At 64.0% G+C, this 13,354-nt stretch carries 13 protein-coding genes and 1 pseudogene; 9 read left to right on the top strand and 5 right to left on the bottom strand.

From position 1 onward, the window contains the following. Positions 1-67: 67 nt before the first annotated feature. From hslO to nusG, 5 genes are all read left to right on the top strand, one after another. On the top strand, positions 68-1,090 hold the full coding sequence (gene hslO / locus DQ229_RS14730) for an Hsp33 family molecular chaperone HslO (RefSeq protein ID WP_114967046.1): 1,023 nt from the start codon (positions 68-70) through the stop codon (positions 1,088-1,090). After that, the gene (locus DQ229_RS14725; protein ID WP_114967025.1) at positions 1,068-1,685 is read left to right on the top strand and encodes a CoA pyrophosphatase; all 618 of its coding nucleotides are present in this window, start codon (positions 1,068-1,070) and stop codon (positions 1,683-1,685) included. The genes hslO and DQ229_RS14725 overlap by 23 nt, the downstream gene beginning before the upstream one ends. Then, complete coding sequence (locus tag DQ229_RS14720; protein ID WP_114967024.1) at positions 1,682-2,845, top strand: CCA tRNA nucleotidyltransferase; 1,164 nt, start codon at positions 1,682-1,684, stop codon at positions 2,843-2,845. The genes DQ229_RS14725 and DQ229_RS14720 overlap by 4 nt, the downstream gene beginning before the upstream one ends. A gap of 77 nt (positions 2,846-2,922) precedes the next feature. Next, complete coding sequence (locus DQ229_RS14715) at positions 2,923-3,525, top strand: LysE family translocator (protein WP_114967023.1); 603 nt, start codon at positions 2,923-2,925, stop codon at positions 3,523-3,525. 399 nt (positions 3,526-3,924) lie between these two features. Then, positions 3,925-4,440, top strand: a complete 516-nt coding sequence (nusG, locus tag DQ229_RS14710; RefSeq protein WP_238381119.1) for a transcription termination/antitermination protein NusG — start codon at positions 3,925-3,927, stop codon at positions 4,438-4,440. A gap of 58 nt (positions 4,441-4,498) precedes the next feature. Here the strand turns inward: nusG and DQ229_RS14705 are convergent, their stop codons facing one another. The 4 genes from DQ229_RS14705 to DQ229_RS14690 form a co-directional block, all read right to left on the bottom strand. After that, the gene (locus DQ229_RS14705) at positions 4,499-5,512 is read right to left on the bottom strand and encodes an amidohydrolase family protein (RefSeq protein ID WP_114967021.1); all 1,014 of its coding nucleotides are present in this window, start codon (positions 5,510-5,512) and stop codon (positions 4,499-4,501) included. Between the two features lie 103 nt (positions 5,513-5,615). Next, a complete protein-coding gene (locus DQ229_RS14700; protein WP_114967020.1) occupies positions 5,616-6,905 on the bottom strand; it encodes a hypothetical protein in 1,290 nt (429 codons plus the stop codon). Between the two features lie 30 nt (positions 6,906-6,935). Continuing rightward, on the bottom strand, positions 6,936-8,129 hold the full coding sequence (locus DQ229_RS14695) for a pyridoxal phosphate-dependent aminotransferase (protein ID WP_162300893.1): 1,194 nt from the start codon (positions 8,127-8,129) through the stop codon (positions 6,936-6,938). Positions 8,130-8,202: 73 nt separating this feature from the next. Then, positions 8,203-8,943, bottom strand: coding sequence for an SDR family NAD(P)-dependent oxidoreductase (locus tag DQ229_RS14690; RefSeq protein ID WP_114967018.1), 741 nt, complete (start codon positions 8,941-8,943; stop codon positions 8,203-8,205). Positions 8,944-9,215: 272 nt separating this feature from the next. Between DQ229_RS14690 and DQ229_RS14685 the strand changes: the two genes are divergently transcribed. From DQ229_RS14685 to DQ229_RS14670, 4 genes are all read left to right on the top strand, one after another. Then, entirely contained in the window at positions 9,216-9,890 is a 675-nt protein-coding gene (locus tag DQ229_RS14685) for a GntR family transcriptional regulator (RefSeq protein ID WP_114967017.1), read from the top strand. A gap of 83 nt (positions 9,891-9,973) precedes the next feature. After that, complete coding sequence (locus DQ229_RS14680; protein ID WP_114967016.1) at positions 9,974-10,957, top strand: Bug family tripartite tricarboxylate transporter substrate binding protein; 984 nt, start codon at positions 9,974-9,976, stop codon at positions 10,955-10,957. Positions 10,958-11,026: 69 nt separating this feature from the next. Beyond that, entirely contained in the window at positions 11,027-11,488 is a 462-nt protein-coding gene (locus DQ229_RS14675; protein ID WP_114967015.1) for a tripartite tricarboxylate transporter TctB family protein, read from the top strand. A 53-nt stretch (positions 11,489-11,541) separates the two neighbouring features. Continuing rightward, entirely contained in the window at positions 11,542-13,062 is a 1,521-nt protein-coding gene (locus tag DQ229_RS14670; protein ID WP_114967014.1) for a tripartite tricarboxylate transporter permease, read from the top strand. On the opposite strand, the pseudogene DQ229_RS16560 reads toward DQ229_RS14670, so the two are convergent. Further along, positions 13,051-13,354: pseudogene (locus DQ229_RS16560) on the bottom strand (hypothetical protein); the annotation flags it as partial. The gene DQ229_RS14670 and the pseudogene DQ229_RS16560 sit on opposite strands and share 12 nt — an antisense overlap.

The raw sequence follows: 13,354 nt of genomic DNA, 5'->3' as shown, positions 1-13,354 counted from the left end.
CTTGGCCGTCGCGCATTGGATCATATATGCTGACGGATATGCCAAGCCCCATCTTGCAAGGAAAGACATGACCCTCGGCTCCAAGATCGCCTGGGACGATACCGTCCTGCCGTTTCAGCTTGACCGGCCCGACATTCGCGGCCGGGTGGCCCGGCTTGACGGGGTGCTCGACAATGTCCTCGCCCAGCACGCCTATCCGCCCGAGGTCGAGGCGCTGGTGGCCGAGGCCGTGCTGCTGACCGCGCTCATCGGCCAGACGATCAAGCTGCGCTGGCGGCTGTCGTTGCAGATTCGCGGCGATGGCCCGGTGCGCATCATCGCCACCGATTACTATGCCCCCGCAGATGACGACGCGCCCGCGCTGATCCGCGCCTGGGCCAGCTTCGATGAAACCCGCATCCCGTCGGGCGCGCGCCCTTATGACCTGCTCGGGCAGGGGTATTTCGCGATGATCCTCGATCAGGGCGCGGGCATGACCCCCTATCAGGGGATCACACCGCTTTCTGGAAGCGCGCTTGCCTCCTGCGCCGAGACCTATTTCGCGCAGTCCGAACAACTGCCCACCCGGTTTTCGCTGAGCTTCCGCAAGGAACCGGAAACGGGCCTCTGGCGCGGGGGCGGCGTGATGCTTCAGCACATGCCCAAGGCCTCGCCTGGCCTGAGGTCGTCGGAAGGCGGCAGCGGCGAGGGCGGGCTGCTTACCCCCGATGATGTGCTGGCCGAGGACGGCAGCGAAAACTGGAATCGCGCCAACATGCTACTCGACACGGTCGAAACGGAAGAGCTTCTTGGCCCCAAGGTGCAACCCACGGAACTGCTGGTGCGGCTTTTTCACGAAGAAGGCCCGCGAGTCTTTGACGCGCAATCTGTGCAGTTCGGGTGCACCTGCTCGCCGGCCAAGGTGCGTCAGAGCCTGAGCATCTATTCGGCAAAGGACATTGCCACCATGACCACCGAGGAAGGGCTGGTAACCGCCGATTGTCAGTTTTGCGGGGCACATTACGAGTTTGACCCGCGCACCCTGGGCTTCGAGCCCACGCGTAAGCCACCACAATCGGGGCACTCCGATGGCCGGGCCGCGCGTGGCTGAGCCCGACCCTTTCGAGAGGGTGCGGCGCGCGCTTGCCCGACGCGCGCCGCCCTCGTCGGATTTTGAACTGAACCCCGAGGTCAAGCTGCCCGCCGGGCGCGTCCTGCGCCCTGCCGCGGTGCTGGTGGCCCTGCAGCCGGGCACGGATGGCCCCGAGGTGATCCTGACCCGGCGCTCCTCGCGGCTGCGTCACCACGCAGGGCAGATTGCCTTTCCGGGCGGCAAACGCGACCCCGAAGACCCAGATCTTGCGGCCACCGCCCTGCGCGAAGCCCGCGAAGAGGTCGGGCTTGACCCGGCCACTGTCGAGCTGCTCGGCACGCTCACCGAACATGAGACCGTGACCGGCTTTACCATCACGCCCTATCTGGCGCGGCTCGATGCGCCGCTGCTGGCCCGGCCCGAACCCGGCGAGGTTGACGAGGTTTTCGCCGTTCCGCTTTCGCATCTGGAAAACCCCGTGCGCTATCGGATCGAGCGGCGGCGCTGGCTGGGGCAGTGGCGCAACTATTATGTCGTGCCCTGGGGGCCGTATTACATCTGGGGCGCGACCGCGCGCATTCTGCGCGGCCTGGCCATACGGATGGGGCCATGAAGATTCGCGGCACATGGATCGACGCCCCCGGCACGCGGGCCGTTTGTGCGATGCTGGCACGAGCCGGACACAGGGCGCTGTTCGTGGGCGGCTGCGTGCGGAATGCGTTGCTGCACCAGCCGGTCAATGATGTCGATATCGCCACCGACGCAAGGCCCGAGCGCGTGCTCGAACTGGCCGAAGGCGCCGGGCTGCGCGGCGTGGCCACGGGGATCGATCATGGCACGGTCACAATCGTGGCTGATGGAGTCGGGCACGAGGTCACGACCTTCCGGCGCGATGTCGAAACCTTCGGCCGCCGCGCTGTGGTCGCCTATTCCAGTGATGTCGCCGAAGATGCGGCGCGGCGCGACTTCACCATGAACGCGCTTTACGCCGACCCCACGGGCGAAGTGATCGACCCGCTGGGCGAGGGGCTGGCCGACCTGGCGGAGCGGCGGGTGCGCTTTGTCGGTCGGGCCGAGGCCCGCATAACCGAGGATTACTTGCGCATCCTGCGTTTCTTCCGCTTTCACGCCTGGTATGGCGACCCCGATGCCGGGCCAGACCCGGAAGGGCTGGCCGCTTGCGCCGCGCAAGTTGACGGCATTGTCACCCTCTCGCGTGAAAGGGTGGGCGCGGAGATGCGCAGGCTGCTTGCTGCGCCCGACCCCGCGCCAAGCGTGGCCGCAATGGAGGCCAGCGGCGTGCTCGCACAGGTGCTGCCCGGCACCACGGCGCGTGCGCTGCCGGTGCTCGTGCATCTCGAAGGCGACGCGCCCGCCGCCTATTCGCGGCGCCTGGCCGTTCTGGCCGCGCCGGCCCAGGGTGGGGCAGACGCGGTTGCCCGGACGTTGCGCCTTCCGCGCGACGATGCGCGCCACCTTGCCCGCCTGCTTGATGAGGCCGGTCGCACCCGCGGGCCGGCCGAACTGGGATATCGTCACGGCGCGCTTGCCGCGGCTGACATGGTGCTGGTGCGCGCGGCCTTGCATGAAACCCCGCCGCCGCCCGGCTGGCAGCGCGATATCGCGCGCGGGGCCGAGGCCCGGTTTCCAGTTGCCGCAGCCGACCTGATGCCCGCGCTTCAGGGCCCGGCTCTGGGCGAAAGGTTGCGCCAGCTAGAAGACCGCTGGATCGCTTCGGATTTCACCCTGACACGCGAAGAGCTGCTGGCTTGACCTTTCAGCCGCTGCAGCGCTATCAATGTCAGCAATTCTGACATTTTCAACACTCTCGTTTGCCCGAGTTCTCTCTCATGCCCATCGAGATCCTTGTCTCGCTTGCCCTGATCACGTTTGCAGGCTCATTGACGCCCGGGCCGAACAACGCGCTTCTCGCCGCCTCGGGCGCGAATTTCGGCCTGCGCCGGACGCTGCCGCATGTCGCGGGGATCACACTGGGCTTTCCGCTCATGGCGCTCACAGTCGGCATTCTGCTGGGCGAGTTGTTTCAGCAAAGCGCCACCTTCCGCGAGGTGGTGCGCTGGGTCGGGGCGGCGCTGCTGCTCTGGGTTGCCTGGCAGATCGCCCGCCACGGCGGCCTGAGGGGGGCAAGTGCGCGCGCGCGGCCTTTCACGATGCTGGAATCCGCGGCCTTCCAATGGATCAACCCCAAGGCCTGGGTCATGGCCATTGCCATTACCGCACAGTTCATTGACCCGCAGCGCCCCTGGGCCAGCGCCACGATGATCGTTCTTGTGCTTGCCATTGCGGGGCTTTCCTCGGCGCTGGCCTGGGCAGGCGTGGGGCAGATGCTTGCGCGCTGGCTTTCCAACCCGGTGCGCCTGCGGTTTTTCAATATTTCCATGGCGGCACTGATCGCGGCCGGGGTGGCGGTCATGATCTTCGAGGGCATCTGACCGGACCCCTGCCCCAGAGCATCGCGCCTGCCAGGCGGCTTGCGCGGTGCTCGTCTTTTCAAAGGCCTCTGCAGAACACGGCCTGAGAAGAGACCCGAGGGCAGCGCCTGCCTGGGTAGGCGCCTATGCCTGACGGCACCACCGGCGCGGCGCTCAAGTAACGATCTAAGTTTTAACATGTTGAGGCGTCTAAAGCGCCTGCCGGGGGGCAGGCAGGTGCTGCCCGGCGTTGCCGCCGGGCGGACCATTCGGCAAGGGGCTGTGTTTCATGCTGGGGTCTTTTTCCATATTACGCGCGTGTCCTGCCCCTGAAGGCCCAAGCCAGACAGGTATCGCGACGCATCACTTGATCTCGCTCGAATTTGAGCGCATCCTGCGCACACGCATAAGGTGAGAGCGATGACATCCCACATGCCAAGCGAGCACTGGTTTCTCGCCCAATACAAACCCAACGCCCACCGGATTGCCGAGCGCAACCTCATGCGCCAGGGCTTCCCGACCTTCCTGCCTCTGCAGGAAGAAACCCGGCGTGCGCGTGGCAGATTCGTCACCCGAAAGCAGCCATTGTTTCCCGGATATCTGTTTGTTGCGCTTGATATGCAGCGGGCCGCATGGCGCGCGGTGAGTTCCACATTCGGGATCGCGCGCCTGGTCAGCCTGGGTGGAGAGCCGAAGCCCGTGCCATGCGATCTGGTCGCGCAACTGATGCTGCGCTGTGGCGAGAACGCTGAGGGAACGCCGCCACCGCCGCTGCCTGGCCCCGGCGATCAGGTCGCGCTGACGAAAGGGCCATTTGCCGGTTTCGTGGCAAGAATCGAGGCCATTGCCCCGGATCGCCGCATATGGGTGCTTCTCGACTTTCTGGGCAGGCAGACACGCGTGGCGGCCGGGGCCGAGCAACTGCGGGTGATCTGAAGGCCGGCCCGGGGCCTTGCCCGGCACCGGCCTAACCATCCGCGCGTTACAACGATACTTATGCCGGCAGGTTGAGCCGGCTGAACACCTTGCGCGCGTTGCCCGAAAAGATCTTCTCGCGATCTTCCGCGGTAAGGTGCGGCGAGTTCTCGACATAGCGGCGCGTATCATCGAACTTGTGGCCGTTCTCCGGGTCGGTCGCGCGGACTGCTCCGAAGGTTTCCGAGGCGAACAGCACGTTGTCGACCGGCACCACCTCGGCCATCAGGTTGATACCCGGCTGGTGATAGACGCAGGTGTCGAAATAGAGGTTGTCCCCCATCAGTTCGGCCGGCGACTTGCGCTTGAGGTCGATCGCCAGCCCCCGGTAGCGGCCCCAGTGGAACGGCACCGCGCCGCCGCCGTGGGGGATGATGAACTTGAGCTTGGGAAACCGCTCGAACAGGTCAGAGTCGAGCAACTGCATGAACACCGTGGTGTCGCCGTTGATGTAATGCGCCCCCGAATAGTGGAAATGCGGGTTGCACGAGCCGCTGACATGGATCATCGTCGGCACGTCGAGTTCTTCGAGCACCTCATAGACCTTGAACCACCACGGGTCGGTCATCGGCGGGTCGGTCCAGTAGCCGCCCGAGGGGTCGGGGTTCAGGTTGCAGCCGACAAAGCCCATCTCCTGAACGCAGCGCTTGAGTTCGTCGATGATGGCATCGGGGGAGCAGCCGGGCGATTGCGGCAACTGGCACACCGGCGCGAAATGCTGCGGGAACAGATCGCACACCCGGCGGATCAGGTCGTTGCAGATCCGGCTCCAGTGGCGCGACATGGCCTCGTCGCCGAAATGGTGGCCCATCGCTGCGGCGCGAGGCGAGAACAGCGTCAGGTCGATGCCACGCTCGACTTGCGTCGCGATCTGAGCGCTCAGCAGGCTTTCGCGGATCTCGTCATCGGTGAACTCGGGCCCGTCGGGCTGCGATAGCTTGCTCAGGTCGCCCTTGGCGGCGAGCTGCTCGTTGCGCCATTCGACAAGCTGTTTGGGGGCAGTGGTGTAATGCCCGTGAATGTCGATGATCATGCGATCCCCTCCTCAGGATTCGTTACCGGCCGTCGCGGCGCCTTGCCTGTGGCCATGTTTGATGCGCGCGCGGCAAGCTCAGCCCGCACCCCGCGCGCAGGTCTCAACTCAGACGTTTAAGCAGCGCCTCGATATCCAGCAGATACATCTGCCGCCGTCCTTCGTGCACCGAGTCGATGCAGACGCGCTTGTTGTCACGGCTCCAGCGCGGGTGCAGGTCGCAGCGGTTGTGCTTGCCCAGATCGGGCGGCGTGTAGAACTGCCCCAGGTCATAGCGGGTGTCGGTTTTGGTATCGTAGAGAAACAGCACGCGCTTGTTGGTCTCGGCGTCGGGGTAGGTGTCCGACAGCATCCAGCGCCCGTCGCGGCCGTAGGTCATGTGGCCGTTTTCCGTCAGCACCTCGGGGCCGACCACCGTCACCTCGCCGGTGCGGTCGTTGTAAAGCTGATAGTGAATCTCGCCGTCATGCGGGCCCCAGACGATCACCTCGTCATCGGATTTCCACAGCGGGTGCGAGATCTGGTGGGGCGATTTCTCATAGTCAAACGTGCCAAGCGCGCTTGGGTCGAAATCATCGGCCAGTTGCGGCAGCGGGTGGTCGGTGTCTTCCAGCAGGCGCAGGTCGCTGCCATCGCCATTGATGGTGAACAGCCGGTGCAGATAGCAGAACTCGTCTTCGGGGCGTTCAGTCCAGCGGTGGATGAACAGGAACCGCGTGCCTGCGGGGTTCACCTCCATGTGGGTGATCCAGTGCATCGCCTTGTCCATCGAGGCGACATGCTCGAAATCAAAGAGCTGGCGCAGCGACAGGATCAGCTTTGCCTCGCCGGTGGCGATGTCCATGCGCCAGATGCCGTCATCTTCGGGGGCCAGCGGCAGCTTGGGTTCGGCATGGGTGGCGTCATAGCCGATGGTGCGGTGCGTGGCGATGAAACGCGAATAGTTCACCGTCAGCGCGAATTCGCCATTCGGCGCCATCACATAGATCGGCAGGGGCAATTCGCGCGCCTCGCCGCTGGCCGGATCGACCACGCGCGAGCGGAAATCGGGATAGATATTTTCAGGCCCCGCAGGCCCCTCGGCGCGGGTATTGAAAATCACCTTGCCGGTCTGGCCCAGCCACTGAAGCTGGCAGCCCATCTGCCAGTTCCAGGCGGTGGTGTCCCCCAGCTTGTGCCAGCGGTCGCCGTCATTCAGGTCGAAATAGCCCACCTCGGCCACTTCGCGCCCGGTCAGGTCGCCGGTGAAGAGCGGCGTGCGGTTGCCGAGGATCTTGCTGTCGTCGAGGCTGAAGTTCGTCTTGTTGTAATAGCCGAAGAAGCTGTGCAGTTCGCCATCGCCGATGGCACGGATCGGCACTTCTTCAGAGACGTCGATGATCTTTTCAGACATCAGGTAATCCTTTCACAATGCTGGGCCGGATCACTCCAGGCCCGACAGGAAGCGGTGCATCCGGTCCATCGCGTCGTTGATGATCGCCTCCGAGGTGGCGAACGACATGCGGAAGAAGCCGGGTTGCAGGAAGGCCGAACCCGGGATCGTCGCCACCCCGGCCTTTTCGATCAGCGCTTCGCAAAAACTCACGTCATCGGTGATGACCGTCTCGCCACTGCGCTTGCCGATGGCATCGCGGATATCGGCAAAGATGTAGAACGCCCCTTCCGGCGGGATGTAACGCAAGAGCGGCATGTCATCGAGCCGACGCGTGATGAGCGTCTTGCGCGCCTGAAAGCTGTCGCGCATCCGGTCAACCTCGGCCTGCCCGTTCTGCAAACCGCCCAGCGCCGCCCATTGCGCGATCGAACACGCGCCCGAGGTGTTGTGCCCCTGCAGCATCGTCATCTTCTTGATCAGCGCAGCCGGTCCGATGGCAAAGCCAATGCGCCAGCCGGTCATGGCATAGCTTTTCGAGGCGCCGTTGATGTGCAGCACATGCTCGCGCGCCTCGGGACACAGGTTGAGCGGGTTGCGATAGCTGTGCCCGTCAAAGACGATCCGTTCATAGATCTCGTCATTGATGATGGTGATGTCATGCTCCATCGCCAGGCGGCAAAGTCCGATCACCAGCTCATCGCTATAGATCCGGCCCGAGGGGTTGTTGGGCGCGTTCAGCATGATGACGCGCGTGCGGGGCGTGATTGCCGCGCGGATGTCATCGAGCGAGAAGTCGAGCGTATCCGGGTCGGTCCGGATCACCACCGGCGTGGCATCGCAAAGGCGCACCTGCTCGTAATAACTGACGAAGGCCGGCGCGATCAGGATTGCCTCGTCACCGGGATTGAGAAGCGACATGCAGGCCTCGAAGAGAAGCGGCTTGCCGCCGGCACCGATCATCACCTCGTTGGTGCCGTATTCCAGCCCGAAGCGTTCGCGGTAGTATTCGGCGACGGCGCTACGCAACTCCGGAATGCCGGCGGCGGGCGTGTAGAAGGTGCGCCCGGCATCCAGCGCGGCGCGCCCGGCCTCCATCACCGAGTCGGGCGAGACGAAATCTGGCTCCCCGGTTGAAAGCGAGAGCACATCGCGCCCCTCGCGGCGCATCTCCTGTGCCTTCTCCGAGACAACCCGCGTCGCCGCAGGCTGGAGCCGCACGAGACGCTCGGCAAACTGAACCATCCTCCCTCCCCTCATGTTGTTATGGAGTATTCGGCAGGGCGCAGGCCGGGACTGAGCAACCGCGCGAACATTCTCAGGTCGATTCTCCGCCGTTCACTCCGATCATCTGGCCTGTCACGAAACGCCCGTCCTCCGATGCCAGAAATCCCACCATCGCCGCAACATCCTCGGGCGTGCCCATGTGGCCAACAGGGATCGTGGCCAGCTTCTTCGGATCGTCCGGGTCGCGGCCTTCGGTCAGGATCTGGCCCGGCGAAATGGCGTTGACGGTGACACCTTTGGGCGCAAACTCGGTCGAGAGCGCCTTGGTCAGACCCCAGAGCGCGTGTTTCGAGGCCGAGATCGCCGCCCCCTCATAATAGCCGCGCATCGCCTTCATGCCGGTCATGCTGATGATCCGGCCCCAGCCGTTCTGGATCATGCCCGGCAGGAAGGCGCGGCTGATCTTGAACGCGGCGGTCAGGCCCGTGTCGACGACTCTGTGCCATTCGGCCTCGGTGGTTTCGATGAACGATTTATGCGGTCGGATGGCGGCGTTGTTCACCACGATATCTACAGCTCCAAACCGCTCCAGCGCGGATTTGGCGATGTTGTCGACGGTGGCGGCATCAGCCATGTCACCCATGACGATCAGCGCTGCGCCACCCTGTTGTTCGACACCGCGCCTGGTTTCTTCGCAGGCATCGCGGTCACGCGCCCCGTTGATGACGATGTTGCAGCCCATTTCGGCAAGCCGCACAGCCACGGCGCGCCCGATATTGCGGCCCGAGCCCGAAATGAACGCCGTTTTGCCCTGAAGCGGTTTGACCTGCATGAACCCCGTTCCTCCCCCGACAAACCGGCGGCCCTGAAATCTGCCTGCCGGGCGCCTTGCAAAATTGGCTGCTGCGAGGCGCTACAATTGTTGTTTTGCGCGACCCGACCGCGACGAAAGGGCGCCGTTTCGGCGTGGTCTTCGGGCGCGATCTTGCGATGGAGCAAACTTGAAGTGGTGTTGTCAGATTGTCAACAACCAGATGACTGTTGACAAACAGCGCCGTTTCGAATCCCTTAAAGGGCGAATGAAAGACAATTCCTGGAGTGATAGTGCAATCTGGCGCAGACAGTTCGAATGGCACCACGCTGCGGCGGCATGGCTCGCTGACAGCGACGGTGCACACCCAGCTTGAGGCGATGATCCTGCGCGGCGACATCGCACCGGGTGAGCGCTTGAACGAACAGTTCCTGTCGTCACAATTGGGTGTCAGCCGCGGCCCGGTCCGCGAGGCCGCAAGGCTGCTGGAACAGGACGGGCTGGTCACTTCGGTGGCCAACCAGGGCGCCTTCGTTCGCCAGCTTTCGCTTGAGGATGCGCTGGAGCTTTACGACCTGCGCGCCACCATTGCCGGCTATGCCTGCAGTTGCCTGGCCACGCGCGCCACCGAAAGCGACCTGACCGAACTGCGCGCCCTTGTTCAGAAGATGCAGGACTGCATCGACAGCGACGAGGAGGAAACCTATTTCCGCCTCAACCTGCTGTTTCACGACCGTATCGCGGTGCTCTCGGGCGCCAGCCGGACGGCGCGGATCTACAGCGCGCTCGACAAGCAGGTGCGCCTGCTGCGCCGGCGGGTGCTGCGTGGCGACGAATCGATGCGCTTTTCGAACGAGGAACACCGCGAGATTCTCGCCGCGATAGAATCCGGTGACGCCGGGCGCGCGCGTGAGGCTGCCGAGAAACACCACATCAACGGAAAGCGCCGCTGGATCAACACACTATGAGCAGGGCGCCGGCTCCAGCGGCGCGCGCCCAGCTTGACTAAACGCATTGCACTGACCGCAATGCCAAACGGAGGAGGAAAAACATGAGTTTCCATAAAACCGGGCTGACCGGTCGCGGCATGGCCACGCTGGCAGCAACTGCGATCCTTGGCTTTGCCGTCACCGGCACCGCCCAGGCGCAGGACTATCCCGCGCAACCGCTTGACATGACCGTGGCCTTCGCGCCCGGCGGCGGCAACGACATCATGTCGCGCGTTCTGGCCGACATCTTGCAGAAATACGACCTCTACACGCAGCCGATCTCGATCAACAACCGCTCTGGCGGCAGCGGCGCCGTGGGCTGGGGCTATTTCTACAACCAGGCGGGCAGCGCGTATGATGTTTCGTCCACCTCGGGCAGCATCATCACCACGCCGCTGCAGGCCGACACGCCCTGGCATATCACCGACTTCACCCCCGTCGCGCTGCTGGCCACCGATGACCTGGTGCTCGCGGTCAGCTCCGATTCGCCCTACACCACCATCGAGGAATTCATCGAAGGCGCGCGCGAGAACCCGCCGGTGATCGGCGGCACCGGCACCGTCAATGTGGACTTCATCGCCATCGCGCTCTTTGCCGAGAAGGCCGGGTTTGAATTCGACTATGTGCCGTTCAACTCGCGTCCTGACAGCCAGACCGCACTGCTTTCGGGTGCGCTGGACGCGTTAATGAACAGCCCCGGCCAGGTTGTCGGCATGGTCGAGGCGGGCGAGATGCGCGCGCTGGCCTACACCGGCGGCAGCACGCCTGCCGAACTGGAGGGTGTGCCAACCATGGCCTCCCTCGGTATGGATCCGGGCGTGTCGATGCCGCGCGGCCTGATCCTGCCGCCCGACGCCCCGCAAGAGGCCGTGGACTGGTGGATCGAGACCATGCGGTTCGTTGTCGATACCCCTGAGTGGCAACAGTACATCGCAAGCAACATGCTGACCGAGATCACGCTCTTTGGCGATGATTTCAACGAGTACATCCTGAACACCGAAGCTGCCTTCGCCAACACGCTGCGTGCTGGCGGCTACATCGACTGATCTCAGCATCGGCAAACAGGCCCCCCGGCACATGCGCCGGGGGGCCATCGCCAAGGGGGGACCGAGCACATGCGTATACTATTCCTGCTCGCGATCTTGGCCGGGGGGCTGTTCTATACCTACTACGCGTTCAACCATCTGGCGTTTCTCAGCCAGACAGGACGGCTCGGGCCGGGTTTCTTTCCGCGCATCGTAGGCAGCGGAATCGTTTTCTTGACCCTGATCAGTGTCGTGCAGGAATTGCTGCGGATGCGCGCAACCCCGGAAGGGATCACGCTGCGGTTCGACAATTTCTCGCCCGGGGCACTGTTCATAATCCTGATGGGTGTGGGCTATCTGGTGGCGCTGCGCTTTCTCGATGCCGTGCCGGCGACTATCCTGTTTCTTTTCGCCACGCTTAGCGTCATCAACCGCGGGCGGTATCTACAGAACGTGCTGGTGTCGGTTCTCGTGCCAGTGGCGATTTACATCCTGTTCCGCAAGTTCCTGAATGCCTCGATGCCGCAAGGCCTTCTTGGCCTGCCTTTCTAAGCACAAGACGACCGCGCGCAGCGGCTGAACGATCCCGGGGGGAGTGACGTTCGATGGACATCTTTTCCGATCTCTTGATGGGCATGTCGGTGGCCCTTTCGCCGGTCAATATCCTGTATCTGGTGGTCGGGGCGCTGGTGGGCATGACCGTCGGGGTGATCCCCGGATTCGGGCCCGCCGCAGGGATCGCGCTGCTTCTTCCGGTTACGTTCGGAATGGACCCGATCAGCGCGGTGGTGATGCTCAGCGCGATCTATTACGGGGCGATGTATGGCGGCACGATCACGGCGATCCTGCTCAACACGCCTGGCGATTCCGGCACGGTAGCCAGTACCTTCGATGGATACCCGCTTGCGCAAAAGGGTCGGGCCGGGCCGGCGCTGGTAATGCAGGCGGTCGCCTCGTTCACGGGCGGAACTGTCGGCGTGATCCTGATTACCCTGCTTGCGCCACTCTTTTCGCAGGTGACCCGCAGCTTCGGGCCGCCCGAGTACTTCCTGCTGGCGATGATGGGCATCCTCACGCTTGTAGTGATGATCGGCGGGAACTGGCGGCTGGGGCTGATTTCGGCCCTGATCGGTTTTGCGCTGGGTACCGTTGGGGTGGACCTGGAGACCGGGCGCAGCCGCTACACCTTTGGCTCGGCCGAATTGATCGGCGGCATCAACTTCATTCCGGTGGCGATCGGGCTATTTGGCCTGGGCGAGCTGTTCTATGCCTTCTATCGCGGCATCCACAAGGTCGACAGCTCTGACATGATCACCTATGATCGCAAGAACAATTTCTGGCCCAAGGCGCAGGATTTCATCGAGACCCGTTTCACACTGGTGCGCGGCTCGCTCCTGGGCTTCGTGATCGGGGTGATCCCCGGCGCGGGCGCCGCGATTGCCTCGCTGGTGGCCTATTCGGTCGAGAAGTCGCTCTCACGCAATCCCGAACGTTTCGGCAAGGGCGAGATGGCCGGGCTGGTCGCGCCTGAAGCCGCCAATAACGGTGCATCCTCCGGGGCGATGATCCCGCTTCTGACGCTGGGCCTGCCCGGCTCGGCCTCGACCGCTATCCTGCTTGCGGCCTTCCTGATGTGGGGCCTGCGGCCCGGGCCGCTCTTGATGACGCAGAACCCGGAATTCGCCTGGGGCCTGATCGCTTCGATGTATTTCGGGAACATGGCACTGCTGACCATCAGCATCTTCGCCATCCCGGTCTTCGTGATGATCCTCAAGATCCCTTACCGCGTCCTCGCACCGGTGGTGCTGGTCATCTGCACACTGGGCACGTTCAGCGTGAACAGCTCTCACATCGAGATCTACATCATGCTGGCCGCCGGGGTGGTGGGCTTCATGATGCGGCTTTACGGCTTTTCGCCAGCGGCGGTGGTGCTGGCGCTGGTGCTGGGGCCGCTGGCCGAGGAATCGCTGCGCCAGACGCTGACCATCTCGCGCGGGTCGTTCGGCATCTTCCTGGACCGGCAGGCCTCGGTCTGGATCATCGTGATCACGATTGTCCTCGTGGTGGTGCTGCCGATGATTCAGCTTATCGGGCGCCGCGCCCGCGAGGGCAAGTCAACGACCTGAAGGCGTTGCCCTGCGCTGCCAGTATGGCGGGGCGGGGAAGAACAACACCTTTGCCTCGCAGGCTACGGGCGGCACGGCGAACGGGTCGACAGGTTCGGCGCCGCGGATGGTGCTGGCCCGCGCGATGGTCCAGAAGCTGCCCTCGAAAAAGTTGCTCGGGCGGGCGTCCACCAGGCTGGCCTCGCCGGTATCCACCAGCGCCTCGACCGCTTCGGTGCTGACCCGCCAGCGCTCGCTCCACTGCGGCACGAATTCCGACTGCGCCACCTCGACAGGCTGCGTGCTGACCGGC

Source organism: Alkalilacustris brevis (assembly GCF_003350345.1).
GTDB lineage: Bacteria > Pseudomonadota > Alphaproteobacteria > Rhodobacterales > Rhodobacteraceae > Alkalilacustris > Alkalilacustris brevis.
Note: the sequence above shows the minus strand (reverse complement) of the source record. Positions and strands in the feature narration are given on the sequence as shown.

Excerpts from the sequence above, each read along its gene's own strand:
- hslO (WP_114967046.1), top strand. The coding sequence starts at position 68 with ATGACCCTCGGCTCCAAGATCGCCTGGGACGATACCGTCCTGCCGTTT.
- DQ229_RS14725 (WP_114967025.1), top strand. The coding sequence starts at position 1,068 with ATGGCCGGGCCGCGCGTGGCTGAGCCCGACCCTTTCGAGAGGGTGCGG.
- DQ229_RS14720 (WP_114967024.1), top strand. The coding sequence starts at position 1,682 with ATGAAGATTCGCGGCACATGGATCGACGCCCCCGGCACGCGGGCCGTT.
- DQ229_RS14715 (WP_114967023.1), top strand. The coding sequence starts at position 2,923 with ATGCCCATCGAGATCCTTGTCTCGCTTGCCCTGATCACGTTTGCAGGC.
- nusG (WP_238381119.1), top strand. The coding sequence starts at position 3,925 with ATGACATCCCACATGCCAAGCGAGCACTGGTTTCTCGCCCAATACAAA.
- DQ229_RS14705 (WP_114967021.1), bottom strand. The coding sequence starts at position 5,512 with ATGATCATCGACATTCACGGGCATTACACCACTGCCCCCAAACAGCTT.
- DQ229_RS14700 (WP_114967020.1), bottom strand. The coding sequence starts at position 6,905 with ATGTCTGAAAAGATCATCGACGTCTCTGAAGAAGTGCCGATCCGTGCC.
- DQ229_RS14695 (WP_162300893.1), bottom strand. The coding sequence starts at position 8,129 with ATGGTTCAGTTTGCCGAGCGTCTCGTGCGGCTCCAGCCTGCGGCGACG.
- DQ229_RS14690 (WP_114967018.1), bottom strand. The coding sequence starts at position 8,943 with ATGCAGGTCAAACCGCTTCAGGGCAAAACGGCGTTCATTTCGGGCTCG.
- DQ229_RS14680 (WP_114967016.1), top strand. The coding sequence starts at position 9,974 with ATGAGTTTCCATAAAACCGGGCTGACCGGTCGCGGCATGGCCACGCTG.
- DQ229_RS14675 (WP_114967015.1), top strand. The coding sequence starts at position 11,027 with ATGCGTATACTATTCCTGCTCGCGATCTTGGCCGGGGGGCTGTTCTAT.
- DQ229_RS14670 (WP_114967014.1), top strand. The coding sequence starts at position 11,542 with ATGGACATCTTTTCCGATCTCTTGATGGGCATGTCGGTGGCCCTTTCG.